We start from the raw sequence: 25,781 nt of genomic DNA on the forward strand, positions 1-25,781 counted from the left end.
CAGCCGCAACTTCGGCGCCGCCATCCACAAGTTCGGCGCCCTGCTCGGCGGTGCCTTCAACTACATCGACCAGAACTGGTTCGGCGGCAAGATCCCGCTCACCCTGCACGACAACAAGCCGGACTACGCCTGCCTGAAGCCCGCTGCCGAGGCCAAGCGCATCGACTACCCGAAGCCGGACGGCAAACTCAGCTTCGACAAGCTGTCCTCGGTGTTCCTCTCCAACACCAACCACGAGGAAGACCAGCCGGTGCACCTGCGCCTGGCCGACCCGAACATCCCCATCCAGGTCAACCTGCCGAAGTGGGACGAACCGGCACAGCGCTACTGCCCGGCCGGGGTCTACGAGGTGGTGAGCAACGAGGACGGCTCCAAACGCTTCCAGATCAACGCCCAGAACTGCGTGCACTGCAAGACCTGCGACATCAAGGACCCCTCGCAGAACATCACCTGGGTGGCCCCGGAAGGCACCGGCGGGCCCAACTATCCCAACATGTAAGCGATGCCCTGCCGGGAGCGGCTCTGACCGCTCCCGGCCTGCTCACTGCCTGCCCCGGGAGGCCATCCATGAGCGACGACATCGCCCAGCTCAAGCCTTAGCCGAGCACCGGGGCATCGACATTCCCCAGCTCGATCACCTCAAGTGCCGCTACTGTCCCGCTGAAAACGGCGCGGGCCACATCGTCCTGCAGGCTCACGAGCACCTTAACGACTGGCAGAGCGCCCATGGCGCGGTGATCATGGCCCTGCTCGACATGGCCATGGCGCTGGCCAGCGACGAACAGCAACGCGGCTGCGTGACCGTGGAAATGAAGAACAACTTCCTGCGCCCGGCCGGCAACGTCGGAGATGTGAAGGCCTTCGGCATGGCGCGCCACGCCAGCCGCTCGCTGGCCTTCTGCGAGGCGGAACTGCGCAACAGCCAGGACGAAGTGGTGACCACTGCTTCCGGCACTTTCAAGTACCTCGACGAACCGTGCCGCGCGCCGATGCCTGAAACTTTGCAAAGACACCGGCACATAGCCGTAAGAACGCCAATTTTCCGAACGCCACTTGCGGAGCGCCTTTCACATGAGCGAAGGCAAACAATGCGGGACGCCTGCGCGTATTTTCCCGGCTGAGCTTTCCGGTCGGTTGGTTATATAATCCGGACGCAAGCCTCGAAACAGCCGACGTGCCTGCAGGCGCTCTGGCAGAGGCTTTCGCGAACACGCCACAACAATCAACAGGCGCTGACAGGCGCTAAGGTCTTTTTCGTGTTCGCCTTCCAGGCCTTGCCTGCATAACGAAATCAATTCAAGACCAACGGAAAACCAAGTGACGAAAGACGAACTGCGCGCTGAACTCGAGCGCCAGACGAAGCGTTACAAGGAAGTTTACGGCGGAGAAATCATTACCTACGCCGCCCAACCGGATCCGGATCGCAGACCCTGGCGCAAGAAATCCAGCCTTCTCGACAAAGTCTTCGAGAAAGAACTGGAAAAGATCGAAAAAGATCTCCAGACGAAAAAACAGGAATCACACTAAGTTCGCCGGCAGCCGCTTCGGCCCACCCCGAGGGATGGGCCGAAAACCGGTTCAGCGTCGCTTGCCGCCCAGGAGCGACCCCATCAGGCCCCGCACCAGCTGCCGACCGATCTGGTTGGCGGCCTGGCGGACGGCCGTCTTCATCGCCTGACTGGCCAGGCTGCCGAGCAGCTCACCGGCCAGCCCGCCCAGATCGCTGCCACTCTTGGCCTTACCCTTCGCCTCCTCGGCCGGCTTGGCCGTCGCGGCTCGGGCCTGGAGGATCTCGTAGGCGGACTCGCGATCTATGGGCTTGTCGTAGCGCCCGGCCAGCGGCGACTGGCGGATCAGCGCCTCGCGTTCGCCTGCCGACAGCGGGCCGATGCGCGACTGCGGCGGGGCGATGGCCACCCGCTGGACCATCGCCGGGGTGCCCTTCTCCTCCAGGGTACCGACCAGCGCCTCGCCGATGCCTAGCTCGGTCAGCACCTGAAGGGTGTCGAACGCCGGGTTGGGGCGGAAGCCGTCGGCCACCGCGCGCAGCGCCTTCTGCTCCTTGGCGGTGAAGGCTCGCAGGCCATGCTGGATGCGCAGTCCGAGCTGGGCCAGCACGCTGTCCGGCAGGTCGCTGGGCGACTGGGTGACGAAATACACCCCCACCCCCTTGGAACGGATCAGTCGCACCACCTGCTCCAGGCGTTCCTGCAGGGCCCTGGGGGTGCCCGAGAACAACAGATGAGCCTCGTCGAAGAACAACGCCAGCAGCGGCTTGTCGGCATCGCCGCGCTCCGGCAGTTGCTCGAACAGCTCGGCCAGCAACCAGAGCAGGAAGGTGGCGTAAACCTTGGGCGATTCGTGGACCAGCCGGCTGGCGTCGAGCAGGTGGATGCGCCCGCGCCCATCGGCGTCCGGACGCAGGATGTCCTCCAGCTGCAACGCCGGCTCGCCGAACAGGGCCTCACCGCCCTGCTGCTCCAGGGTAGCCAAACGGCGCAGCAGGGCCTGGGCGGAGGCGCCGGCGAACAATGCCTGGTTCTCGCCGAGTAACTCGGGATGCGCCTTGAGGTGGTTGAGCAGCGCCTTGAGGTCCTTGAGATCGAGGAGCAGCAGGCCTTCCTGGTCGGCCACCTGGAAGGCGGCATAGAGGGCGGCCTGCTGGCTGTCGGTCAGCTCCAGCAGGTTGCCGAGCAGCAGCGGCCCCATCTCGCTCAGGGTGGTACGCAGCGGGTGGCCGCTCTGCCCGGCCACATCCCAGAGGGTCACCGGGTAGGCGGCGGGACGATGCGCCAGCCAGGGCATGGCGGCGATCCGCTCGGCCACCTTGCCCTGCGGGTTGCCCGCCGCGCCCAGCCCGCAGAGGTCACCCTTGATGTCGGCGGCGAACACCGCCACACCGGCGTCGCTGAACAGCTCGGCAAGGCGCTGCAGGGTCACGGTCTTGCCGGTGCCGGTAGCCCCGGCGATCAGCCCGTGGCGGTTGGCCAGGCGCAGCGGCTGGGCGACCGGCTGGCCGGCCGGGTCGGCGCCGAGGATGAAGGAATTGCTCATGGGCTTCTTGCCCCCTCGTTCAAGTTTTCCCGCTTGCGGTCGATAGCCTCAGGCCCTGTCGCCGTGGGCGAACGGGCCGCAGCTGTTCCTAATGCACCTCAAGGATGGTCGATCCAACCATGCCCCAGAACCTGAAATTCAGCCACAAGATCCTGCTGGCCGCCACACTGGTAGTGATCGTGGCCTTCACCCTGTTCAGCGTCTACAACGACACCCGGCAGAGCGCCAGCATCCGCGCCGACCTCGAGAGCCGCCTGCAGCTGGCCAGCTACGCCGCGGCGGGGAACATCGAGAACTGGCTGAGCGGACGCATCCTGCTCACCGAAAACATGGCCCAGAGCCTCGAGCTGGCCATCGCCGAGGGGGCTGACCTGCAGGGCGTGATCTCCCGTCCGGTGCTGGCGAAGGCCTTCCTGTCCACCTATCTGGGGCAGGCTAGCGACGGCCGTTTCCTGGCCAACCCGCCGGCGCAGATGGCCGCCGACTACGACCCGCGCAAGCGTCCCTGGTACCAGGACACCGCCAGGGCCGACCGCACCATGCTGATCCCTCCCTACCTGGACCAGATCACCAACAGCCTGGTGGTCTCGGTACTGGTGCCGGTGCACGCGGGAGGCAGCCTGTACGGCGTGACCGGCGGAGACATCAGCCTGGAAACCCTGACGAAGATCATCAACTCCATTGACCTCGGCGGCCTCGGCCACGCCTTCCTGGTCAGCGAAGACGGCACCGTGCTGGTCCACCCGCAGGGCGAGCTGGTGATGAAGAACCTCCGCGACCTCTTCCCGGACACCGGCATCGCTCTCACCGGCAAGCTCGCCGAAGTGGCGCAGAACGGCGAGGAGCGCCTGCTCACCTTCGCCCCGGTCAGCGGCCTGCCGGACGTCAAGTGGTACGTCGGCCTGTCGGTCGACAAAGACAAGGCCTATGCCGAGCTGGACGCCTTCCGCCTCTCCGCGACCATCGCCACCCTGATCGCCGTGCTCAGCATCGTCGCCCTGCTCGGCCTGCTGATCCGCGTGCTGATGCAGCCACTGCAGGCCATGAGCCGCGCCATGCAGGACATCGCCGAGGGCGAGGGTGACCTGACCATGCGCCTGACGATCCATTCCCGGGACGAGTTCGGCGAGCTGGCCGGCGCCTTCAACCGCTTCGTCGAGCGCATCCACGCCTCGATCCGCGAGGTTTCCTCGGCAACCTACCAGCTCAACGAGGTGGCCAAGCTGGTGGTCAACGCCTCCAACTCTTCAATGGCCAACTCCGACGAGCAGTCCAACCGCACCAACAGCGTGGCCGCCGCGATCAACGAGCTGGGCGCCGCCGCCCAGGAGATCGCCCGCAACGCCGCCGACGCCTCGCACCAGGCCTCCGATGCGCGCCGCCAGGCCGAGGACGGCCGCCAGGTGGTGCAGCGCACCATCGCCGCGATGAACGAGCTGTCCGCGAAGATCAGCGCCTCCTGCGCCAACATCGAGGCGCTGAACAGCAAGACGGTGAACATCGGGCAGATCCTCGAGGTCATCAAGGGCATCTCCGAGCAGACCAACCTGCTGGCCCTCAACGCCGCCATCGAGGCGGCACGCGCCGGGGAAGCCGGACGCGGCTTCGCGGTGGTGGCCGACGAGGTACGCAACCTGGCGCACCGCACCCAGGAATCGGCGCAGGAAATCCAGGGGATGATCGAGGAACTGCAGGTCGGCGCACGCGAGGCGGTCGCCACCATGATCGAGAGCCAGCGCTACAGCGAAGAAAGCGTGCAGATCGCCAACCAGGCGGGCGAACGGCTGGGCAGCGTGACCGAACGCATCGGCGAGATCGACGGCATGAACCAGTCGGTGGCCACCGCCACCGAGGAGCAGACTTCGGTGGTCGAGTCGCTGAACCTGGACGTCACCGAGATCAACGTGCTCAACCAGGAAGGCGTGGAGAACCTGCAAGCCACTCTGCGCGCCTGTGGCGAGCTGGAGCAGCAGGCCGCGCGCCTCAAGCAGCTGGTCGACAGCTTCCGGATCTGAGGATCCCCGGCCCGGGCGGGCAAGCTGCCCGGGCTACCGCCGCCCTTCCTCCCCGCCGGCCTCGTCCTGCTTTTCCTTCTGCAGCCTTTCCCAGAGCGCCCGGGCTTCCGGGAATTCGGTGCCATCCTGGTCACTCAAGGCTTCCGGGTCGTAACGCCGTACGCAGCCTTCACCGAGGGTCGGTGGCGGACTGGACGTGGCGCGTTCACGTGGATCGGACATGGCTGTCACCTCCCGGGGACTGAAGCCCCAGGCTGCCACCGATGCGGAGAGTTTGCCAGCAGAGGATGCCGGACGAGGCGCCGAGAAAGGCGGGAACCCCAGGGGCCCTGAGCAAGCACGGACAAGGCCCCTGCGAGCGGCTCAGTCGAAGACCACGGTCTTGTTGTCGTGGATCAGCACCCGGTCTTCCAGATGCAGGCGCAGGCCGTGAGCCAGCACGCGCTTCTCCACGTCCTTGCCGAGCCGCACCATGTCATCGACGCTGTCGCGGTGGGAGATGCGCACCACGTCCTGCTCGATGATCGGGCCGGCATCCAGTTCCTCGGTGACGTAGTGGCAGGTGGCGCCAATCAGCTTCACGCCGCGCCGCGCCGCCTGGTGATAGGGCTTGGCGCCGACGAACGAGGGCAGGAAGCTGTGGTGGATGTTGATCACCTGGCCGGCGTACTCGCGGCAGATATCGGGCGGCAGGATCTGCATGTAGCGGGCCAGCACCACCACGTCGGCAGCATGCTCATGCACCAGGCGGGACACCTCGGCGAAGGCCGGGGCCTTGTCCTTGGGATCCACCGGGACATGGAAATAGGGGATGCCGTACCACTCCACCATGCTGCGCAGGTCGTCGTGGTTGGCGATCACGCAGGGGATCTCGCAATCCAGCTCACCGCTCTGCCAGCGGTACAGCAGGTCGGCCAGGCAGTGGGACTCGCGGCTGGCCATCAGCACCACCCGCTTCTTCTGTTCGGAATCGGTCACCCGCCACTCCATGGAGAACTCCCGGGCGATCGGCGCGAAGGCCTGACGGAACCCGTCCAGATCGAACGGCAGCGAGTCGGCACGGATCTCGTGACGCATGAAGAACCAGCCACTCTGGTTGTCCGAATGGTGGCTCGCCTCGGAAATCCAGCCGTTGTAGGTGGCCAGGAAATTACTGACTTTGGCAACGATACCAACGCCATCCGGGCAGGCGATGACCAGCCGATAGGTGCGCATGACGAACTCCATGAAACTGCGAAGGGCGCCATTCTAGCGACCTGCCGGAAAAACTTCAGTACTAGCCGCCCACCGGTCTTGCCCAGATCAGGGTCCGCGGGCCGGAGCAGCCATTAGCGCGCAATAGTCCATACTGAAAACAAGGGTACGGCCTAGTTCGCCAGCCTCGCATATCCCGAAACTTCCCCCAGGAATTAGCTCTGCACGGAGCGTTTTAAATGTGTTTAATCGCGCAAAACTTCGCAAATATGTTTACTTGAACAAACCACCTGACTATTATTCCATCCCACTGAACACTCTCTCATTAAGAGTTCAAGGAACACGTCATGTCGCTGATCAACGAATATCGAGCCACCGAGGAGGCCATCCGGGAGCTCCAGGAGCGCCTGAAAAGCCTCGCCCAGGATGACAAGCTGAAGAAGGAACTGGAATTCGAAGGCAAACTCCGCGCACTGATGGGCGAATACTCCAAATCCCTGCGCGACATCATTGCCATTCTCGACCCCGATGCCAAACCCGCCAAAGTGGCGCGCGGCAGCAAACCGGCTGCCGGCACCAAACGGGCGCGCAAGGTCAAGCAATACAAGAACCCCGAAACCGGTGAGGTCATCGAAACCAAGGGCGGCAACCACAAGACCCTGAAAGAGTGGAAAGCCAAGTGGGGCGCCGAAACCGTGGAAAGCTGGGCCACCCTGCTGGGCTAAGCCCCCACCTCGCAAGATCGCATGAAAAACGCCAGCATCGCTGGCGTTTTTTATTACCCGGATAACGCGCTCCAGGGGCTTCCGAAGCTGTCCCGCGAATAACTAACCGGAGACCCCAAACTTCCGCCCAGGCAGCGAATCCCGTGGCTTCCGGGAAAGAACTGCCGAATGGCCATCAGCTTCTTTCCGGCTGCCACGGATTAACGCTTTCCAGTATTTACAGCCCATAACGCCGGGCCAGTTGTTCGCCATACGCCTGCCATTCGCGCAGCAAACTTTGTTGTTCCGGCGTTGCGCTGCGCAGGCTTTCGTCGAGTGCTGCCCGGAACTCCGCCAGGGTATTGGGCGCGCCCCACTGCCGATCGCTCAGGCGCTGCCGGCAGAAGTCATGCCAGCGCTCCTGTTCGTCGGCCTGCAAAGTTTCCGGAAAGTTGCGGGCACGATAACGAAACAGCAATTCGCCGAGGCGCGCATCGTCGAACAGCCAGTTGCCCGCCGCCAGACGCTGCGGGTCGGCGGCACGGACCTGCTCGCAGAGACGCCGGTCGCGATCGCCGAGGAAGCCGTCATAGAGTTGCTGCTCGGGGTCCGGGGAAGACTCGAAGCCTTGCTCGGCATACACCTGCGGCAGCTTGTCCTGCCACAGGGGACGATGCTCGGCGAGCAGCCGCGCCTGCGCCAGGCACCGTTCGAGATCCACTCCCAGACGCTGGCGGTCGGCCTCGCGCAGCACGCTCAGGGGGGCCAGCACCGGACAGCGGTTGACGTGCACCAGCTTCAGGGGCACCGGCAGCTCGTCCTCGGCCAACTCCTCGCGGCGGGTGTAGAGCAGGCGGCGCAGACGCTCGGCGTCGTAGTCCAGCAGGGGTGCCGGATCGCTCTGCAGGTCGCAGACGATCAGCGCGTTGCGGTTGCGCGGATGCCAGGCCAGCGGCAGGACCACGGCGAGGTAATGGCGCGCCGCGGCAAAACGCCCGGAGACATGCACCACAGGCTGCAGCAGGCGGATCTGGCCGAGCACCGCCTGCTTGCTGCGCAGCCCGTAGAGGTAGTCGTAGAGCTTCGGCTGGCGGGCGCGCAACAGGCGGGCCAGGGCGATGGTGGCGCGCACGTCGGACAGCGCGTCGTGAGCCTGTCCGTGCTCCAGCCCGTTGGCCTCGGTGAGTCGCTCCAGGCGCAGGGTGACCCGGCCTTCCTCCTCCGGCCACTGGATGCCTTCCGGGCGTAGCGCATAGGCGGTGCGCACCAGGTCGATCAGGTCCCAGCGGCTGTTGCCGCCCTGCCATTCCCGGGCATAGGGATCGAAGAAGTTGCGGTACAGACTGTGGCGGGTCACCTCGTCGTCGAAGCGCAGGGTGTTGTAGCCGGCGCCGCAGGTGCCGGGCCGGGCCAGTTCGGCGTGGACCCGGGTCATGAACTCGGCCTCGCCCAGCCCCAGCTCGGCGAGGCGCGCCGGGCCGATGCCGGTCACCAGGCAGGCAGCCGGATGCGGCAGGATGTCGTCGCTCGGGCGGCAGTAGAGATTGAGCGGCTCGCCGATCTCGTTCAGGGCTTCGTCGGTGCGGATGCCGGCGACCTGCAGCGGCCGGTCACGGCGCGGATCGATGCCGGTGGTCTCGTAGTCGTACCAGAAGATGCTGGAAGTCACGGAAGACTCCTGGGTGTGAAGGCTGCCGCAGTGTACCCCGACCGACCGGCGCGCGGCTTGTGGTGGCACCGGCCGAGCCGCTAGCATGCCGCCCATCGTCTCGTACAAGGACCGTTCCATGCGCGCCATGCCCTTCCCCGCCGCCGGCCGCATGCCCGACTAGACCGCCATGCTTGCCACGGCCCGACCTCTGGATACCCGCTTCCGGGTGGAAACCCCGGAAGGCATCGACCTGCTGCTGCGCCCCGCCGGGCTGGTGCCGCGCGCCCTGGCCTTCGCCATCGACCTGGCGATCCGCGGCCTGGCGCTGCTCGCGCTGTTCTTCCTGCTCGGCGCGCTCGGCCAGTTCGGGCTGGGCCTGGGCGCCATCCTGCTGTTCCTGATCAACTGGTGGTACATGGTGCTGTTCGAGGTGCTCAACCAGGGCCGTACCCCGGGCAAGCAGTGGCTGGGCCTGCGGGTGATCCACGACGACGGCACCCCGGTCGGCTGGGCCGCCTCGCTGACCCGCAACCTGCTGCGCTTCGTCGACCTGCTGCCGTTCGCCTACGCCCTGGGCATCCTCAGCTGCCTCAGCCATCCGGCCTTCAAGCGACTCGGCGACATCGCCGCCGGCACCCTGGTGGTCTACCGCGACAGCGCCACGGAGCGTCCCGCGCTGCCCGAAACCGAACCGCTGCCGCCCCCCTTCCCGCTCAGCCAGGGCGAGCAGCGCGCGCTGCTCGGCTTCGCCGAACGCCGGGAGCAACTCTCCGCACCGCGTCGCGCCGAGCTGGCAGCGATCCTCGCCGAGCCCCTGGCGGTGGCCCCGGAACAGGCCGAGGAACGCATCAACCGCATCGCCCGAGGCCTGCTGGGACCGACATGAAGCAGAGCCAGTTCGAACACCGCCACCAGACCGCCTGGAAGCGCTTCGCCCGCCAGCTCGACACCCTCGAGCGCGGCAAGGCCAACGGCAAGGGCTGCAGCGAGTTCGCCGGCGCCTACCGGCAGCTCTGCCAGCACCTCGCCCTGGCTCGCGAGCGCGGCTATAGCAATCATCTAGTGGAGCACCTGCAGCAGCTGGCGATGCGCGGCCACCAGCAGTTCTACCGACACCGCAGCCACCTCGGTGCGCAGCTGATCGGCTTTCTGCTCGGCGGCCTGTCGCGCCTGGTGCGCCAGGAATGGCGCCACGTGCTGGCCGCCAGCCTGCTGTTCTTCGGCAGCCTAATCGGCATGGGGGTGCTGGTCTACCTGGTCCCCGAACTGGTCTACAGCCTGATCGGCCCGGAGCAGGTTTCCGCCATGGAAGCCATGTACGATCCCGCCGCCCGTCGCCTGGGGCGCTTCGGCGAACGCAACGCCGGCGACGACTGGATGATGTTCGGCTTCTACATCATGAACAACATCGGCATCGCCTTTCAGACCTTCGCCAGTGGCCTGCTGTTCGGCCTCGGCAGTCTGTTCTTCCTGCTCCACAACGGCCTGGTGATCGGCGCGCTGGCCGGTCACCTGACGCAAATCGGCTACGGCGAGCCGTTCTGGTCATTCGTGATCGGCCACGGTGCCTTCGAGCTCACTGCCATCGCCCTGGCCGGCGCCGCCGGACTCAGGCTCGGCAGCGCCCTGCTCGCCCCCGGCCGCCTGCCGCGTGGAGAGGCCCTGCGCCTGGCCGCGCGACCCGCCGTGCGGCTGGTCGCCGGGGCCACGCTGTTCCTGCTGATCGCCGCCTTCATCGAGGCCTACTGGTCGTCGATGACCTTCGCCAGCCCGACCGTCAAGTACCTGGTCGGCGCCGGCCTCTGGCTGCTGGTGCTGGGCTATCTGCTGTTCGCCGGACGAGGCCAGCATGCGCCTGACTGATGCCAGCGTGGCCATCCGCCCGCGCAACGCCTGGGAGGCCATCGACCTCGGCGTGCTGCTCGCCCGCCGCCATCGCGGCCTGCTGATGACCAGTTGGGCGGCCATCAGCCTGCCGATCTTCGCCCTGCTCAGCCTGCTATTGTGGGAGCGGCCGAGCTGGGCGCTGCTGCTGTTCTGGCTACTCAAGCCGGCCTTCGAGCGGCTGCCCCTGTACATCCTCTCCCGCGCTCTGTTCGGCGAGGTGCCCAGCCTGGGCGGATCGCTGCGCGCCTGGCCACGCCTGCTCAGACCCCAACTGCTGGCCAGCCTGACCTGGCGGTGCTTCAGCCCGACGCGCAGCTTCGAACTGCCGGTGCAGCAGCTCGAAGGCCTGACCGGCGAGGCACACAGACAGCGCCTGGCAGTGCTCGGCCGGCGTAATTCCGGCAGCGCCACCTGGCTGACGGTGATCGGCATGCACCTGGAACTGGCCCTCTGGCTGGGCCTGGTGGGCCTGCTCTATCTGCTCCTGCCGCAGGGCGTCAGCCTGGAATGGGACTGGGAGCAGCTGATCTTCGCCGAGCAGCACGACGGGCTGTGGCTGGAACACCTCTCCAACCTGCTCTACGCCCTGGTGCTGGTGTTCTGGGAGCCGATCTACGTGGCCTGCGGCTTCAGCCTCTACCTGAACCGCCGCACCCAGCTGGAAGCCTGGGACATCGAGCTGGCCTTCCGCCGCCTGCGCCAGCGCCTGACCGGTGCCGCCTACGCCCTGCTGCTCGGCGCCGCCCTGCTGCTTGCCCAGCCTGCGCCGCCGGCCTGGGCCGAAGCACCGGTCGACCCGCAGGGACCGCTGGCCGAGCGCCTGCTCCAGCAGCCGCTGACCAGCAAGGCCGCCCACGATGCCATCCAGCAATTGCTCGACCAACCGCCCTTCGAGAATCGCAAGACCGTCACCCGCTGGCGCTTCGGCGCGGACGCCGGGGACGAAGCCGCGGCCGACCAGGGCGACGCGGCCCTGGTCCGCTGGTTGGAATGGCTGCTTGAACTTTTCAACGGCGGCTACCTGGTGCAGGCCCTGGAAATCCTCCTCTGGGCCACCCTGGTCAGCCTGCTGGTGCTGCTGATCTGGCGCTACCGCGACTGGCTGCAGACCTTCGCAGGCCGCCTGGGCCTGCCGCAGCGTCGCCCAACGACGGCGCCGAGCGTGCTGTTCGGCCTTGAAGTCAGCCCGGAAAGCCTCCCCGAGGACGTCGCCGGCAGCGTCGAGCGGCTCTGGGACGAACATCCGCGCGAGGCCCTGGGCCTGCTCTACCGCGCCCTGCTCAGCCGCCTGCTGCATGACCTGCGCCTACCGCTGAAAGCCTCCCACACCGAAGGCGAGGTGCTGGCGCTGGTGGCCGGCCTGGCGCAGGACGAACTGCACCGCTTCAGCCGGACCCTGACCACCTGCTGGCAGGACCTCGCCTACGGCCACCGCCGGCCGCCGGCCGAGATGAAGACCGAGCTGTGTGCTGCCTGGCGCCGGCTGTTCCCCGCGGAGCTGCCGGCATGAGCCGCCGCCAGATCCTGCTGCTCGGCGCCGTGCTGGCCCTCGCCCTCGGCCTGCTGGCGGTCTTCCTGCCCGGCCGCCTGAGTTCCTACCGCGAGGAGATCAAGCTTGGTCCCTCACCGGAAGCGCGCCGCAATCCCTACCTGGCCGCCGAGACCTTCCTGCGCCAGCGCGGCCTGCAGGTCCGCCGCGCCGACAGCCCGAGCGAAGTGGAACGCCTGCCCAGCGCCGGGCAAACCCTGCTGCTGCTCGCCGATCGTCGCGACATGACCCCGCGCCAGGCCGAGCGTCTGCTCGACTGGACGGCCAAGGGCGGCCACCTGCTGCTGATCGCCGAACGCCTGTGGGACGAGGACGCAGGCCAGAGCGGCGACCTGCTGCTCGACCGCCTGGGCATCCAGCAGTACCTCGCCGAGGACCTCGACGACGAGGTGGATGCGGAACCAGCCGAAGGTGCCGAGGAGGACCGCTATCCGCAGCTCACCAAGCTGTACCTGGAGAATGAGACGGCGCCGGCCTACCTCGACTTCGACACCCGCTTCCACCTCCACGACGCTGGCAACCGCGCCCACGCCTGGGCCAACAGCGGCCGCGCCACCCACATGCTGCAGCTCTACCACGGCGAGGGCCTGGTCACCGTGCTCAGTGATCCGTGGCTCTGGCAGAACCGCAACATCGCCGACTACGACCACGCCTGGCTGCTCTGGTACCTGACCCAGGACAGCTCCGTCACCCTGCTGCACCGCGCCGAGCGCGACAGCCTTCCGCGCCTGCTCGCCCGGCACTTCCCGGAAGCCCTCGCCGCCCTCGCCCTGCTGCTGATCCTCGCCCTTTGGGCCGCCGGACAGCGCCGCGGCCCGCTGCTCGCCCCGCTCGACCGGGCGCGCCGCCAGCTCGAGGAACACTTGCGCGGCAGCGCCGACTTCCTGCTTCGCCACGGCGGCCAGGCGGCGCTGATCCAGACCCTGCAGCGCGACATCCAGCGTCGCGCGCGGCGCCGCCATCCCGGTTTCGAACGGCTCGACGTGGCCAGCCAGTGGCAGGTGCTCGGCCGCCTCACCCGCCTGCCCACCAGCACCATCGGCCAGGCCATGCGCCCGCTGCCGGCGCAGCGCCTGCCAGCCGCCGAGTTCACCCGCCAGGTAGCCCACCTGCAAACCCTCAGGAATGCCCTATGAGCGAACAGACTCCCGACACTGCCGCCGGCGAAAAATCCGCCACCAATCCCGCCACCCAGCGCCAGCGCGCCAGCCAGCTGGCCCAGGCCCTGCGCAGCGAACTGCAGAAGGCGCTGATCGGCCAGACCGCGGTGATCGACGACGTGCTCACCGCCCTGCTCGCCAACGGCCACGTGCTCATCGAGGGCGTTCCCGGCCTCGGCAAGACCCTGCTGGTTCGCGCCCTGGCGCGCTGCTTCGGCGGCGAGTTCGCACGCATCCAGTTCACCCCCGACCTGATGCCCAGCGACGTCACCGGCCACGCCGTCTACGACCAGCAGGCCGAGCAGTTCAAGCTGCGCCGCGGCCCGGTGTTCACCCACCTGCTGCTCGCCGACGAAATCAACCGCGCCCCGGCCAAGACCCAGGCGGCGCTGCTGGAGGTCATGCAGGAACGCCAAGTGACCCTGGAGGGCCGCGCCCTGCCGGTGCCACAGCCGTTCATGGTACTGGCCACCCAGAACCCCATCGAGCAGGAAGGCACCTACCCGCTGCCCGAGGCCGAGTTGGACCGTTTCATGCTCAAGCTGCAGATGGGCTATCCGGAAGCCGGCGAGGAGCTAGAGATGGTCCGCCAGGTGACCCGCTCGGCGCGCGCCGACATGCTCGAGGTGACACCCCTGCGCCCACTGCTGCAGGCCCGCGACGTGCTGGCCATGCAGAAGATCGCCAGCGAGCTGCCGGTGGACGAGCAGGTGCTCGACTACGCGGTGCGCATCGCCCGCGCCACCCGCAACTGGCCGGGCCTGCTGCTCGGCGCCGGGCCGCGCGCCAGCATCGCCCTGGTGCGTGGCGGCCGGGCCCGGGCGCTGCTGCGCGGCGGCGAGTTCGTGCTGCCGGACGACATCAAGCAGTGCGCCCTGGCGGTGCTGCGCCACCGCGTGCGGCTGTCGCCGGAACTGGACATCGAGGGCCTGTCGGTCGACCAGGTACTGCAGCAGCTGCTGGATCAGCTTCCCGCCCCGCGCCTATGAGACCCTCGCCCACGCTACTGGCGCTGTGCGCCGGTCTGCTCGCCGCGGCCCTGCTGCTCGGCACGCTCTCGGCCCTCGGCCAGGAAGCGCCTGCGCTGCTCGAGCGGCTCTGGTGGATCGCCCTGCTGGCGCTGCTCCTGCTCGCCGGCGCGGACGCTCTGTGGCTGCGCCGCCTGCCGGCGCCGCGGATCGTCCGCCAGTTGCCCGGCAAACTGTCCCTCGGGCGCTGGAGCGAGGTGCAACTGGACGTTCACCACCCGTACTCACGGCCCACCTGGCTGGAGCTGTTCGACCACGTGTCGGCGGACATGGCCTTCGAGCACCTGCCGCAGCGCATCGCCCTGCGCCCCGGAGAAGTCAGCCAGTACCGCTACCGCCTGCGCCCGCTGCGCCGCGGCCACTTCCGCTTCCCCTGCTGCGAGATCCACCTGCCCAGCCCGCTGCGCTTGTGGCTGGGCAAGCGCCGGCTTGAACTGCCCGGCGAAACCCGTGTCTACCCCGACTTCGCCCGTCTCTACGGCGCCCAACTGACCGCCGTGGAGCACTGGCTCGGCCAGCTCGGCGTGCGCCAGCGCCAGCGCCGTGGCCTCGGCCTGGAGTTCCATCAGCTGCGCGAGTTCCGCGAAGGCGACACCCTGCGGCAGATCGACTGGAAGGCCACCGCCCGCAAGCGCGTACCGATCGCCCGCGAGTACCAGGACGAGCGCGACCAGCAGGTGCTGTTCCTGATCGACTGCGGCCGCCACATGCGCAGCCAGGATGGCGAGCTGAGCCACTTCGACCACGCCCTCAACGCCTGCCTGCTGCTCAGCTACGTGGCCCTGCGCCAGGGCGACGCGGTGGGCCTGGCCACCTTCGCCAGCGACCAGCCGCGCTTCGTGCCGCCGAACAAGGGCCAGGCGCAGCTCAGCGTGCTGCTCAACGGCGTCTACGACCTGCAATGCACCCAGCGCCCGGCGGACTTCAGCGCCGCCGCCGATCTGGTCCTTGCCCGCCAGCTCCGTCGTGCCCTGGTGGTGGTGCTCAGCAACCTGCGCGACGAGGACGACGGCGAGCTGCTCGACGCCATGCGGCGCCTCGGTCGCCAACACCGGGTGCTAGTCGCCAGCCTGCGCGAGGAGGTCCTCGACCGACTGATCCAGACGCCGGTACGGAGCTACGAGGAAGCCCTCGCCTACTGCGGCACGGTGGACTACCTGAATGCCCGCGCCGGCCTGCACGAGCGCCTCACCGCCCACGGCCTGCCGGTGCTCGACGCACGCCCCGGCGAGCTGGGACCGCGGCTGGTCAGCCAGTATCTGGCGTGGAAGAAGGCCGGGGCGCTCTGATCCCCGGCGTCATATGAAAGAGGAAAGCGGCGGGCACACTGCCGGCGCCGGCCTCAGGTCGAGGCGGCGAGGCTGCGAAAGCTGAAGTAGTGGCGCAGCGCCTCGACCATCTCCACGTACTCCGCCGGCGGCGCCACCAGAGCGAAGCCGGAGTCGTAGCTGCCGGGGTTGACGTCCTCGCGGCACCACTGACAGGTGCCGGCGAAGTCGACGAAGCGTTGGCCGTCCTGGGCGGGAATCTTCAGGCGCAGCTCGAAGCGGGCGCGCACCAACATCGGCAGCTCGCTGATCAGCATCAGGCCGTCCATGGAAACGTTGCCGATGTAGCCCATGGGCTTGTCGGTGATGCGGTTGAACACCTTCAGGTAGTAGGGCAGCTGATGGCGTTCGATGCGGCGGATTCGGCGTTGCATGATGAGTGACCACGTAATGGCAGAACGCTACTTGCCGGAGTATGCGCCTGCGTCCCCGGCCTCGACCAGCCCTTAGCCGCAGCGCTGTTCGATGAGCCCGCTCAGCTGCCGACGCGCGGCGGCCAGCTCCTCGTCGCTGTAGTAGACCCTCCCGCCCCGCTCGTCAACGTGATAGTAGCGCCCGCCCCTGGACAGCCTGGCCAGCCGCTCGCGCAGCGCCTCACACTCGCGGGCATGCTGCGCCTGGCGCTCGGCCTGGCGCCGGGCCTCCGCCTGCCGCTCCTCGCGGCGCGCCCCGAAGTAGCGTTCGGCGCGGGCCTCGCGCTCGCGGGTGACGGCGTCCCGCTCGACCACCTGGGGCCGCACCTCGATCGGCTCGGCCCCCGCCTCCGGACGCTGACCGAAATGCACGCGGCCCCCGGCGTCGGTCCAGCGATAGATCTCCGCGGCCTGGATCGCCAGGCTCCCGGCCAGCAGGCAGAGGACGAAAAAGGATCGAAGCGGCATGGGCTTCCTACCTGAATGCGTACCCGGGCAGCTTAGTCGGACCACGAAGCCGCTCAAGGACTGCGCGACGGGCGAGCGAACGGCCGCTCAGAGCGGCGCGGGACGGGTCAGCGCCGGATCGATGCGGCCCAGCTGACGCAAGGTCTCCAGGCGCGCGCGGGCACGGTAGGCGTACTCGCTGCCGGGAAACTGGGCGAGGATGAAGCGGTAGGTTTCCGCCGCATCGACGAACAGGCTCTGGCGCTCCAGGCACTGGCCGCGCAGCAGCGAGACCTCCGGCTGCACGTAGCGCCGCGAGCGGCTCTTGCGTTCCACCTGGGAGAGCTCCAGCATCACCCGCTCGCAGTCGCCTCGCGCGTACTCACGGTAGGCGTTGTTCAGGTGGCGGTCCATCGACCAGCGGGTGCAGCCGGCGAGGATCAGGGCCAGGACGATGATCGGCAATGTGCGCATGACGGTTCCTCCATGCCCGGCATTATCGGCAGCCGGCGGGAAAACTGCAGCGACGCATATCCTCCGATTGGAACTGCGCCGCCGCGCTTGGCCGCTCCCGGGCGCCTGACTATGCTCCCGGGATTCACGCCCAGTTCAGGAGAGCCCATGGCGCCCCTTCGCCCCCTGCTGCTGGCCGGCTGCCTCGCGCTGGCCGCCTGTTCCCCCACTACCCCGCTGTTCATCGCGCAGATCACCACCCACGAGGCGGTGGAGATCAAGGTCCTGAAGAACAAGCGCATCGCCGCCGCCATCGAGGAGGAAGGCGACCTGCTGACCTACAGCGCCCAGGCGATCCGCGACGGCCGGAGCGCCGAGGCCGAGCGACTGTACCTGACCGGCTACCGCGACCACGGGCTGAGCGACCAGGTGCGCGCCATCGCCCTGTACCAGATCGGCCTGATCTACATGAACCGCTACAACGACCAGCGCGACGACGGCCGCGCCCTCGACTACTTCTACCGGGTGCTCCACGAGTTCCCCGGCACCCATGCCGCGGCGCGCAGCGCGGAGCGCATCGAACTGATCCGCCAACGCGCCCAGGAGCCGGTGCAGAAGACCGCTCGCGAGCTGCTGGCCACCTGGCAGCCGAGTAACAATTTGGACCTCTACGCGCCGGAGCTGGATGCAGACATGACCCTGCTGTCGCGCCGCGCGGTGCTCAAAAACCGCGTCGCCGAGGCCGAGGAGCTCTACCTACTGGCGGTGAAGGACCCCGGGGTGGCCGCCGGCATCAAGGAGAAGTCGCTGTACCAGCTAGCGCTCATGTACCTGTCGCCGGCCAACGCCCGGGCCGACCGCGACAAGGCCATCGGCTACCTGCGCCAGCAGCTCGCCCTGTTCCCCGACGGCGAGCTGGCCGACAAAGCGGTGCGGCGCCTCGACCAGGCGCTCAACCTGAACGACTGAAGGCCGGGGCGCAGGTAGTGCGCCCCCGGACATGACTACAGCGGCGCGAGGGAGTAGCCTCGACTCCAGCATTCAGACTGGAGTTCCCGCATGACCTTTCGCCGCACCAAGATCGTCGCCACCCTCGGCCCGGCCAGCAGCGCCCCGGAAGTCCTCGAACAGCTGATCGTCGCGGGCATCGACGTCGCCCGCCTGAACTTCTCCCACGGCAGCCCGGACGAACACCGCGCCCGCGCCCGCCTGGTGCGCAAGCTGGCAGCCAAACACGGGCGCTTCGTCGCTCTGCTCGGCGACCTGCAGGGACCGAAGATCCGCATCGCCAGGTTCGCCAACAAACGCATCGAGCTGGCCGAGGGCGACAGGTTCCGCTTCTCGGTGAGTCACCCGCGGGATGCCGGCACCCAGGAAGTGGTGGGCATCGACTACCCGGATCTGGTCAAGGACTGCGGCGTCGGCGACGAACTGCTGCTCGACGACGGCCGCGTGGTGATGCGCGTCGAGGCGGTCACCGCGGACGAACTGCACTGCGTGGTGCTGATCGGCGGCCCGCTGTCCGACCACAAGGGCATCAACCGCCGCGGCGGCGGTCTCACCGCGCCGGCGCTGACCGACAAGGACAAGGCCGACATCAAGCTGGCCGCCGAGCTGGAGCTGGACTACGTGGCGGTGTCCTTCCCGCGCGACGCCAAGGACATGGAATACGCCCGCCGCCTGCTCCAGGAAGCCGGCGGCAACGCCTGGCTGGTGGCCAAGATCGAACGCGCCGAGGCGGTGGCCGACGACGAGGCGCTGGACGGACTGATCCGCGCCAGCGACGCGGTGATGGTGGCCCGCGGCGACCTCGGCGTGGAGATCGGCGACGCCGAGCTGGTGGGCATCCAGAAGAAGATCATTCTCCACGCGCGGCGTTACAACAAGGCGGTGATCACCGCCACCCAGATGATGGAGTCGATGATCCACAGCCCGATGCCGACCCGTGCCGAAGTCTCCGACGTGGCCAACGCGGTGCTCGACTATACCGACGCGGTGATGCTCTCCGCGGAGAGCGCCGCCGGCGAGTATCCGGTGGAGGCGGTCAAGGCCATGGCGCGCATCTGCCTGGGCGCCGAGAAGCACCCCACCAGCCAGAAGTCCGGGCACCGCCTGGGGCAGAGCTTCAGCCGCTGCGACGAGAGCGTGGCCCTGGCGACCATGTACACCGCCAACCACTTCCCCGGGGTCAAGGCGATCATCAGCCTCACCGAGAGCGGCTACAGCCCCCTAGTGATGTCGCGTATCCGCTCCGCGGTGCCGATCTTCGCCTTCACCCCGCACCGCGCCACCCAGGCCCGGGTGGCGCTGTTCCGCGGCGTCTACACCGTGCCCTTCGACCCGGCCGCGCTGCCCGCCGACCAGCTCAGCCAGGCAGCGGTGGACGAGCTGCTCAAGCGCGGCGTGGTGCAGCCCGGCGACTGGGTGATCCTCACCAAGGGCGACAGCTACCACACCACCGGCGGCACCAACACCATGAAGATCCTCCACGTCGGCGAGGCGCTGCTGTAACACCAGCCACATCAGCCGCAAATGCCAAACGGGGCAACCGACGCGCATCGGCTGCCCCGTTTACGTTTGCCGAACGGGAGATTGCCGTCAGGCCTTCTTGCCCTGCATGAAGGCGCTCATCGCCGCGAAGGCTTCCGGGGAGCGCAATCGCCGGACGAACTCCTCGCCCTCCGTGCGGATCACCCGGCGCAGGGTCTCGCGATCCGGCTCGCGCATCAGCCGCTTGGTCAGCGCCAGCGCCTCCGGCGGCAGGCTCAGGAAGCGCCGGGCCATGGCCTCGGCGCGGGCCAAGGTGGCCTCGCCGTCGTCCAGCGCCTCGTTGGCGATCCCCCAGGCAGCGGCCTGCTCACCGCTGAACTCCTCGCCCAGCATCAACAGCTGCGCCGCCCGCACCGGGCCGAGCAGGCGTGGCAGTAGCAGGCTGGAGCCGTACTCCGGGCACAGGCCGAGGTTGACGAAAGGCATGCGCAGGCGCGCGTCGCGGCTGACGTAGACCAGGTCGCAGTGCAGCAGCAGGGTGGTGCCGATACCCACCGCCGGGCCGGCGACCGCCGCCACCACCGGCTTGCGGCACTCGAACAGCGCCTGCATGAAGCGCATCACCGAATCGTCCAGGCCGCTGCTGGCGGCGCGCAGGAAGTCGTTGAGGTCGTTGCCGGCGGTGAAGCACTGGGCGTCGCCGCGAATCAGCACGGCGCGCAGTTCGGCGTCCTCCTGAGCCTGCTCGAGAGCGTCGGCCAGGGCTGCGTACATGGCTCGGGTCAGGGCGTTCTTCTTCTCCGGGCGGTTCAGGCGCAGGGTGAGAAGCCCCTGCGCACGGTCGACAAGCACGTGCTCGGTCATGGAATACCTCGGGAATCGGCTCAGATGCTGCGGGTCAGGAAGCTGTCGGCGAACACCCGGTTGCGCGGCAGCCCGGCCAGGTAGAGGTGGCGGACGAAACTTTCGACGCTGCCGGGGTGGCCGCAGACTAAGGCGCGGGTCTGCCGCGAAACAAGGCGCAGTTCGGCCAAAGCAGCCGGCAACTCGGCCGCGCTGGCCAGCTGCACTCGCAGGTTGGGGTGGCGAGCCTGCAGCTCGCCCAGGGGCCCGGCCAGATAGTGCTCGGCCGGCTCGCGGGCCAGGTGCAGCAGACGGACCTCCCCCTGGTGGCCCTGGCGCAGCGCCTCGCGCAGCACGCCCCAGAGCGGCGCCAGGCCGGTGCCGGCGGCCAGCAGCCAGAGCGGCTGCGCCTGCCAGTCCAGGTCGTAGTGCAGCGCGCCGCCGCGCAGCTCGCCGAGGCGCAGGGCATCGCCCGGTCCGAGCCGACGCGCCGCATCGCAGAAGGCACCCGGTGCCCGGCAGTCGAGGTGGAACTCCAGCCAGGGGTCTTCGCCGGGCAGGCTGGCCAGCGAATAGGGTCGCGCCACGCCCTCCACGCTCCACAGCACCAGGTGCTGGCCAGCACGATAACGCAGCGGCCGCTCTGGCGTCAGGCGCAGGCGCAGCACCGTGGGGCTCGGCCAGTCCAGCTCGGCAACCCGCGCCGACAGGCCATCGCGTTGCGGGTCGAAGACCTCCACCTCGAGATCGCCGACCACCCGGCACTGGCAGGCCAGCCGCCAGCCATCGGCCCGGCGCTCGGCCGCCAGTGCCTCGGGGCGGGCATCTTGCGGCTCGCCGGCGACGCAGCGCACCAGGCAGGCATGGCAACTGCCGGCACGGCAGCTGTAGGGCACCACCACACCAGCGGCATTCAGGCTGTCGAGCAGGTTGGCACCGGCGGGCACGCTCCAGCGGCGGCCACCGGCGGCAAGGTCAGGCATCGCACTTTTCCCAGGCCGCGTCGCAGCGGTTGCGGCCGTTGCGCTTGGCCCGGTAGAGCGCCTGATCGGCGCGGTGCAGGGCTTCGTCGAGCTGGTCGCCAGCGCGAAGCAGGGTCATGCCCACCGACAGGCTGAGGCGCTCCACTGCCACGCCCACCGGCTCGGCACTGGCGAAGGCCTCGCGCAGCCGCTCGCAGCAAGAGGCCACCCGGTCGGCATCGGCATCCGGGAGCAGCAGGACGAATTCCTCGCCGCCGTAGCGGGCCAGGATGTCGCCGTCGCGCAGGCAGGCCCGCGCCACCGCAGCGAAAGTTTGCAGCACGCGATCGCCGCCGGCATGGCCGTGGTGGTCGTTGATCTGCTTGAAGTGGTCCAGGTCGATCAGCGCCAGCCCGTGCTGCCGGCCCGCGTCCAGTTCCTCCAGGGCACGCTCGGCGAGGCGCAGGAAATGCCGGCGGTTGAACAGCCCGGTCAGTTCGTCGGTGGCTACCAGGTCCTCGAGCTGGCGCATCATGTTGCGCAGGGTGTCCTGGTGCGCCTGCAGGGCGAAGCGCCGCTTACGCATGCGCTGGCGCAGGCTCTGCACGTAGGAGGAAAACAGGCTCAGCCAGACCAGCACCAGCAGCAGCACGCAGACCTCCAGCAGGGCCAGCGGCGGATCGGCCAGCCGCCCGACGCCCAGCTCCCAGAGCACCAGGCCGAGGAAGCCGGCGAAGGCGAGGATGGAGCAACGGATGAACACCCGCGGCGGCAGCTGGAAAATCCCGAACATCAGGATCACCGCGTAGAGCACCAGCAGCGGGCCGCGGCCGTTCTCCAGCAACGCCAGCAGGCAGGTGTGCCAGAACAGCGCAGTCAGCACCTGCGGCTCGGTCAGGCTAGGGTCCTTGAACCTGCGGTTAAGGCCACTGGCGAACAGGGCGAGGAAGACCAGCTGACTGGCCACCACCAGGGCGCTGAACAGCACGGCGATGCCCAGACTGTCGCGCAACAGGCCGAAAGAGGCAGCCAGCCAGAACAGCAGGAGAGCCAGGCCATAGGTCGCCACGGCCATGCCGAAACGCCTCACCAGCAACCGCTGCAAGGCTGGCCGTTCGACTTGGAAGCTGCCTGAGTTCATGGGCTCCATCCCGTGATGGCATGACGACACCAATGTACCGTCCCGCAGAAAAAAAACCTAGGCCGACATGGCCGATCACCGACCAAGGTCGACCGTCGGCTGCTGTGCCGCAATCGGCCTGGCGAGGTATACTGCCGCGCCTTTTTTACCGCGATTAGAGCGTCGGCTTCCGACCCGGCGCCCGGTTCCCGCTTTACAGAGGAGCGCGCCATGACCGTGATCAAACAGGAAGACCTGATTCAGAGCGTCGCCGACGCCCTGCAGTTCATTTCCTACTACCACCCCGTCGACTTCATCCAGGCCATGCACGAGGCATACCTGCGCGAGGAGTCGCCGGCCGCGCGCGATGCCATGGCGCAGATCCTGATCAACTCGCGCATGTGCGCCACCGGCCACCGCCCGATCTGCCAGGACACCGGTATCGTCACCGTGTTCGTCAAGGTCGGCATGGACGTGCGCTGGGACGGCGCCACCATGAGCCTGGACGACATGATCAACGAAGGCGTGCGTCGCGCCTACAACCTGCCGGAGAACGTCCTGCGCGCCTCCATCCTGGCCGACCCGGCCGGTGCGCGTAAGAACACCAAGGACAACACCCCGGCGGTGATCCACTACTCCATCGTCCCCGGCGACAAGGTCGAGGTCGACGTCGCAGCCAAGGGCGGCGGCTCCGAGAACAAGTCGAAGATGGTCATGCTCAACCCGTCCGACTCCATCGTCGACTGGGTGATCAAGACCGTGCCGACCATGGGCGCCGGCTGGTGCCCGCCGGGCATGCTCGGCATCGGCATTGGCGGTACCGCCGAGAAGGCTGCGGTGCTCGCCAAGGAATCGCTGATGGACGAGATCGACATCCACGAGCTGAAGGCCCGTGGCCCGCAGAACCGCATCGAGGAACTGCGCCTGGAGATCTTCGAGAAGGTCAACCAGCTGGGCATCGGTGCCCAGGGCCTGGGCGGTCTGACCACCGTGCTGGACGTCAAGATCAAGGACTACCCGACCCACGCCGCCAGCCTGCCGGTGTGCATGATCCCGAACTGCGCCGCGACCCGTCACGCGCACTTCGTGCTCGACGGCTCCGGCCCGGCCGCGCTGACCCCGCCGCCGCTGGACGCCTACCCGGAGATCGTCTGGGAAGCCGGCCCCTCGGCGCGCCGCGTCGACCTCGACAAGATCACCCCGGAAGAGGTGCAGAGCTGGAAGCCGGGCGAGACCCTGCTGCTCAACGGCAAGATGCTCACCGGCCGCGACGCCGCCCACAAGCGCATGGTGGACATGCTCAACCGCGGCGAGCCGCTGCCGGTGGACCTGAAGGGTCGCTTCATCTACTACGTCGGCCCGGTCGATCCGGTGCGCGACGAGGTGGTCGGCCCGGCCGGTCCCACCACCGCCACTCGCATGGACAAGTTCACCCGCCAGATCCTCGAGCAGACCGGCCTGCTAGGCATGATCGGCAAGTCCGAGCGCGGCCCGGTGGCCATCGAGGCGATCAAGGACAACAAGGCGGTGTACCTGATGGCCGTCGGCGGCGCTGCCTATCTGGTCGCCCAGGCGATCAAGAAGTCCCGCGTACTGGCCTTCGAGGAGCTGGGCATGGAGGCCATCTACGAGTTCGAGGTGAAGGACATGCCGGTGACCGTGGCGGTGGACACCAAGGGCGAGTCGGTGCACATCACCGGCCCGGCGATCTGGCAGAAGAAGATCGCCGAAAGCCTGGCGGTGGAAGTCAAGTAATCCGCCTGAAAGCAAACGAAAGCCCGGCTCAGCGCCGGGCTTTCGCGTTTCTGTCCCCGGAAAGGCTTGCCTAGCCTTCCCGGCGCGCCGCGCTACCGAAGCGCCGCCGGTAATCCCCCGGAGACAGACCGACCAGCCGGGTGAACAGCTTGCGGAAGGCACCGCTGTCCCGGTAGCCGACCTGCCAGGCGATCTCGTCGATGCTCTGCCGGGTGAACTCCAGCAGCTCGCGGGCCCTGGCCACCCGCAGCTGCTGGCAGTACTCGGTGGGCTTCATCCCGGTGGCGGCACGGAAGCGACGCAGGAAAGTGCGTTCGCCCAGGCCGGCGCGCGCCGCCATGCCGGCCAGACTGGCCTCGGCCAGAGCCGGACCCTGCAGCCACTGCTGCACGGCGAGCACCGCGGCATCGCCGTGGTCGAAGCTGGGCGCGAAGCTGCTGAAGTGCAGCTGCGACTCGCGGTTCAGATCCACCACCAGGAAGCGCGCGGTCTCCGCGGCGATGGTCGGCCCAATCAGACGGGCCACCAGGGCCAGGCCGAGATCCACCCAGGCCATCAGCCCACCGGCGGTGATCAGGTCGCCATCCTCCACCACCATGCGCTCGGGCAGCACCCGCACCTGCGGATAGCGCTCGGCCAGCTCACCGGCCAGCGCCCAGTGGGTGGTCACCTGGCGGCCGTCCAGCAGGCCGGCCTCGGCCAGCGGAAAGGCCCCGGCGCACACCGAGGCCAGAGTCGCCCCCGTGGCTCGGCGCTGCGCCAGCCAGCGTCGGTAGGCCTCCGGCAGCGGCTGTCGGGCGGCCACGTCCAGGCAGGGCGGCAGGATCAACACTTGGGGGTGCTCGCCGCCCTGCCCGGGATGGCTATCGTGGCAGCGACAGACCTCGCCCTGCGCATCGGCCTGCCAGTGGCTGACGCGCAGCACCGGCAGGCCGCCGCGACCGGCAGACATGCGGTTGGCCACCGCGAACAGATCGCCCAGGCCATGGACCGCCGCCAGCTGGGCACCGGGGTACAGCAGCAAGCCGATTTCCAGGCAGCTCTGGCTCATTGTCAGTTTTCCCCCGGAAATTGTCGGACAAGACCATCCCGCCACGGCGGGCGGGACGCTAAGGTTCACGGCACATCATCCCATGGAGGCCAGCATGAGCAAACGCGCCCTGATTCTCATCGACATCCAGAACGACTACTTCGGCACCGGCAAGTGGCCGCTGCACGGCATGGACGCGGCCGCCGCCAACGCCGCGAAGATCCTCGCCGCGGCCCGCGCGGCGGGCGACAAGGTGATCCACGTTCGCCACGAGTTCGAGAGCGCCGAGGCGCCCTTCTTCACCCCGAACTCGGCCGGCGCGCAGATCCACCCCAGCGTGCAACCGCAGGCCGGCGAAGCGGTGGTGCTCAAGCACCGGGTCAACGCCTTCCGCGACACCGAGCTAAAGGCTCTGCTGGAGGCCGAAGGCATCGAGCAGATCACCCTGGTCGGCGCCATGAGCCACATGTGCATCGACGCCGCGGCCCGCGCCAGCGCCGACTTCGGCTATGCCACCACGGTGATCCACGACGCCTGCGCGACCCGCGGCCAGGAGTTCCTCGGCCGGCGGATTCCCGCCGAGCAGGTACACGCCGCCTACATGGCTGCCCTGGCCTTTGCCTATGCCCAGGTGGTGTCCACCGAGGAGTATCTGGCCGCTCAGGCCTGACCTGCAGCCGCCGGGGCCGCCACAGGAC

Annotated in this window: 26 protein-coding genes; 15 read left to right on the forward strand and 11 right to left on the reverse strand. The window is 68.2% G+C overall.

Going from position 1 to position 25,781, the window contains the following annotated elements; genetic code table 11:
• From H165_RS18700 to H165_RS0116240, 3 genes are all read left to right on the forward strand, one after another.
• Window positions 1–499 (forward strand): 4Fe-4S dicluster domain-containing protein (locus H165_RS18700; RefSeq protein WP_026146377.1); only part of this gene is annotated, 499 nt, incomplete at its 5' end.
• Window positions 500–686: 187 nt separating this feature from the next.
• Window positions 687–1,121 (forward strand): PaaI family thioesterase, encoded by a 435-nt coding sequence (locus H165_RS18705; protein WP_231492934.1) that lies wholly within the window; start codon window positions 687–689, stop codon window positions 1,119–1,121.
• A 196-nt stretch (window positions 1,122–1,317) separates the two neighbouring features.
• Complete coding sequence (locus H165_RS0116240; protein WP_017939998.1) at window positions 1,318–1,527, forward strand: hypothetical protein; 210 nt, start codon at window positions 1,318–1,320, stop codon at window positions 1,525–1,527.
• 51 nt (window positions 1,528–1,578) lie between these two features.
• Here the strand turns inward: H165_RS0116240 and H165_RS0116245 are convergent, their stop codons facing one another.
• The gene (locus H165_RS0116245; protein ID WP_017939999.1) at window positions 1,579–3,054 is read right to left on the reverse strand and encodes a helicase HerA-like domain-containing protein; all 1,476 of its coding nucleotides are present in this window, start codon (window positions 3,052–3,054) and stop codon (window positions 1,579–1,581) included.
• Between the two features lie 119 nt (window positions 3,055–3,173).
• Between H165_RS0116245 and H165_RS20335 the strand changes: the two genes are divergently transcribed.
• Window positions 3,174–5,069: a methyl-accepting chemotaxis protein gene (locus H165_RS20335; protein WP_017940000.1), complete on the forward strand. Its 1,896-nt coding sequence runs from the start codon at window positions 3,174–3,176 to the stop codon at window positions 5,067–5,069.
• A gap of 33 nt (window positions 5,070–5,102) precedes the next feature.
• Here H165_RS20335 and H165_RS18710 read toward each other — a convergent pair whose 3' ends face one another.
• A complete protein-coding gene (locus tag H165_RS18710; RefSeq protein ID WP_027896584.1) occupies window positions 5,103–5,291 on the reverse strand; it encodes a hypothetical protein in 189 nt (62 codons plus the stop codon).
• Window positions 5,292–5,432: 141 nt separating this feature from the next.
• Window positions 5,433–6,284 (reverse strand): formyltetrahydrofolate deformylase, encoded by an 852-nt coding sequence (purU, locus tag H165_RS0116255; protein WP_026146683.1) that lies wholly within the window; start codon window positions 6,282–6,284, stop codon window positions 5,433–5,435.
• A 326-nt stretch (window positions 6,285–6,610) separates the two neighbouring features.
• On the opposite strand from purU, the gene mvaT reads away from it, so the two are divergent.
• Window positions 6,611–6,988 carry a histone-like nucleoid-structuring protein MvaT gene (gene mvaT, locus H165_RS0116260; RefSeq protein WP_017940003.1) on the forward strand — a complete coding sequence of 126 codons (378 nt, stop codon included), beginning with the start codon at window positions 6,611–6,613 and terminating at the stop codon, window positions 6,986–6,988.
• Between the two features lie 217 nt (window positions 6,989–7,205).
• Here the strand turns inward: mvaT and sbcB are convergent, their stop codons facing one another.
• Window positions 7,206–8,636, reverse strand: a complete 1,431-nt coding sequence (gene sbcB, locus H165_RS0116265) for an exodeoxyribonuclease I (protein ID WP_017940004.1) — start codon at window positions 8,634–8,636, stop codon at window positions 7,206–7,208.
• Window positions 8,637–8,805: 169 nt separating this feature from the next.
• Here sbcB and H165_RS0116270 point away from each other — a divergent pair, with 169 nt between their 5' ends.
• From H165_RS0116270 to H165_RS0116295, 6 genes are read left to right on the forward strand one after another with little or no spacing between them, the layout of a single operon-like run.
• The gene (locus tag H165_RS0116270; protein WP_026146684.1) at window positions 8,806–9,504 is read left to right on the forward strand and encodes an RDD family protein; all 699 of its coding nucleotides are present in this window, start codon (window positions 8,806–8,808) and stop codon (window positions 9,502–9,504) included.
• Complete coding sequence (locus H165_RS0116275; protein WP_017940006.1) at window positions 9,501–10,481, forward strand: stage II sporulation protein M; 981 nt, start codon at window positions 9,501–9,503, stop codon at window positions 10,479–10,481. The genes H165_RS0116270 and H165_RS0116275 overlap by 4 nt, the downstream gene beginning before the upstream one ends.
• The gene (locus H165_RS0116280) at window positions 10,468–12,015 is read left to right on the forward strand and encodes a DUF4129 domain-containing protein (RefSeq protein ID WP_026146685.1); all 1,548 of its coding nucleotides are present in this window, start codon (window positions 10,468–10,470) and stop codon (window positions 12,013–12,015) included. Before H165_RS0116275 ends, H165_RS0116280 begins: the two co-directional genes overlap by 14 nt.
• On the forward strand, window positions 12,012–13,190 hold the full coding sequence (locus H165_RS0116285) for a DUF4350 domain-containing protein (protein ID WP_017940008.1): 1,179 nt from the start codon (window positions 12,012–12,014) through the stop codon (window positions 13,188–13,190). The genes H165_RS0116280 and H165_RS0116285 overlap by 4 nt, the downstream gene beginning before the upstream one ends.
• On the forward strand, window positions 13,187–14,203 hold the full coding sequence (locus H165_RS0116290; RefSeq protein ID WP_017940009.1) for an AAA family ATPase: 1,017 nt from the start codon (window positions 13,187–13,189) through the stop codon (window positions 14,201–14,203). Before H165_RS0116285 ends, H165_RS0116290 begins: the two co-directional genes overlap by 4 nt.
• The gene (locus tag H165_RS0116295) at window positions 14,200–15,531 is read left to right on the forward strand and encodes a DUF58 domain-containing protein (RefSeq protein ID WP_017940010.1); all 1,332 of its coding nucleotides are present in this window, start codon (window positions 14,200–14,202) and stop codon (window positions 15,529–15,531) included. Before H165_RS0116290 ends, H165_RS0116295 begins: the two co-directional genes overlap by 4 nt.
• Window positions 15,532–15,584: 53 nt before the next feature.
• Here the strand turns inward: H165_RS0116295 and H165_RS0116300 are convergent, their stop codons facing one another.
• The 3 genes from H165_RS0116300 to H165_RS0116310 form a co-directional block, all read right to left on the reverse strand.
• Window positions 15,585–15,944, reverse strand: coding sequence for a PilZ domain-containing protein (locus tag H165_RS0116300; RefSeq protein WP_017940011.1), 360 nt, complete (start codon window positions 15,942–15,944; stop codon window positions 15,585–15,587).
• A 72-nt stretch (window positions 15,945–16,016) separates the two neighbouring features.
• Window positions 16,017–16,451 carry a DUF4124 domain-containing protein gene (locus tag H165_RS0116305; RefSeq protein ID WP_017940012.1) on the reverse strand — a complete coding sequence of 145 codons (435 nt, stop codon included), beginning with the start codon at window positions 16,449–16,451 and terminating at the stop codon, window positions 16,017–16,019.
• Window positions 16,452–16,538: 87 nt separating this feature from the next.
• Complete coding sequence (locus H165_RS0116310; RefSeq protein WP_017940013.1) at window positions 16,539–16,904, reverse strand: tetratricopeptide repeat protein; 366 nt, start codon at window positions 16,902–16,904, stop codon at window positions 16,539–16,541.
• Window positions 16,905–17,051: 147 nt separating this feature from the next.
• Between H165_RS0116310 and H165_RS0116315 the strand changes: the two genes are divergently transcribed.
• Both H165_RS0116315 and pyk read left to right on the forward strand, forming a co-directional pair.
• Window positions 17,052–17,852 (forward strand): hypothetical protein, encoded by an 801-nt coding sequence (locus tag H165_RS0116315; protein WP_017940014.1) that lies wholly within the window; start codon window positions 17,052–17,054, stop codon window positions 17,850–17,852.
• 90 nt (window positions 17,853–17,942) lie between these two features.
• The gene (gene pyk, locus H165_RS0116320) at window positions 17,943–19,394 is read left to right on the forward strand and encodes a pyruvate kinase (protein ID WP_017940015.1); all 1,452 of its coding nucleotides are present in this window, start codon (window positions 17,943–17,945) and stop codon (window positions 19,392–19,394) included.
• A gap of 87 nt (window positions 19,395–19,481) precedes the next feature.
• Here pyk and H165_RS0116325 read toward each other — a convergent pair whose 3' ends face one another.
• The 3 genes from H165_RS0116325 to H165_RS0116335 are packed head-to-tail and all read right to left on the reverse strand — an operon-like array spanning window position 19,482 to window position 22,319.
• The gene (locus H165_RS0116325; protein ID WP_017940016.1) at window positions 19,482–20,237 is read right to left on the reverse strand and encodes an enoyl-CoA hydratase-related protein; all 756 of its coding nucleotides are present in this window, start codon (window positions 20,235–20,237) and stop codon (window positions 19,482–19,484) included.
• 20 nt (window positions 20,238–20,257) lie between these two features.
• Window positions 20,258–21,199, reverse strand: coding sequence for an iron-sulfur-binding ferredoxin reductase (locus H165_RS0116330; RefSeq protein WP_017940017.1), 942 nt, complete (start codon window positions 21,197–21,199; stop codon window positions 20,258–20,260).
• Window positions 21,192–22,319 carry a GGDEF domain-containing protein gene (locus tag H165_RS0116335; RefSeq protein ID WP_017940018.1) on the reverse strand — a complete coding sequence of 376 codons (1,128 nt, stop codon included), beginning with the start codon at window positions 22,317–22,319 and terminating at the stop codon, window positions 21,192–21,194. Before H165_RS0116335 ends, H165_RS0116330 begins: the two co-directional genes overlap by 8 nt.
• A gap of 210 nt (window positions 22,320–22,529) precedes the next feature.
• Here H165_RS0116335 and H165_RS0116340 point away from each other — a divergent pair, with 210 nt between their 5' ends.
• The gene (locus tag H165_RS0116340; RefSeq protein ID WP_017940019.1) at window positions 22,530–24,053 is read left to right on the forward strand and encodes a fumarate hydratase; all 1,524 of its coding nucleotides are present in this window, start codon (window positions 22,530–22,532) and stop codon (window positions 24,051–24,053) included.
• 70 nt (window positions 24,054–24,123) lie between these two features.
• Here the strand turns inward: H165_RS0116340 and H165_RS0116345 are convergent, their stop codons facing one another.
• Window positions 24,124–25,104: a GlxA family transcriptional regulator gene (locus H165_RS0116345; RefSeq protein ID WP_017940020.1), complete on the reverse strand. Its 981-nt coding sequence runs from the start codon at window positions 25,102–25,104 to the stop codon at window positions 24,124–24,126.
• A gap of 94 nt (window positions 25,105–25,198) precedes the next feature.
• On the opposite strand from H165_RS0116345, the gene H165_RS0116350 reads away from it, so the two are divergent.
• A complete protein-coding gene (locus tag H165_RS0116350; protein WP_017940021.1) occupies window positions 25,199–25,753 on the forward strand; it encodes a cysteine hydrolase family protein in 555 nt (184 codons plus the stop codon).
• Window positions 25,754–25,781 lie beyond the last annotated feature (28 nt).

The sequence above is a fragment of the Pseudomonas thermotolerans DSM 14292 genome (genome assembly GCF_000364625.1).
Taxonomy (GTDB): domain Bacteria; phylum Pseudomonadota; class Gammaproteobacteria; order Pseudomonadales; family Pseudomonadaceae; genus Aquipseudomonas; species Aquipseudomonas thermotolerans.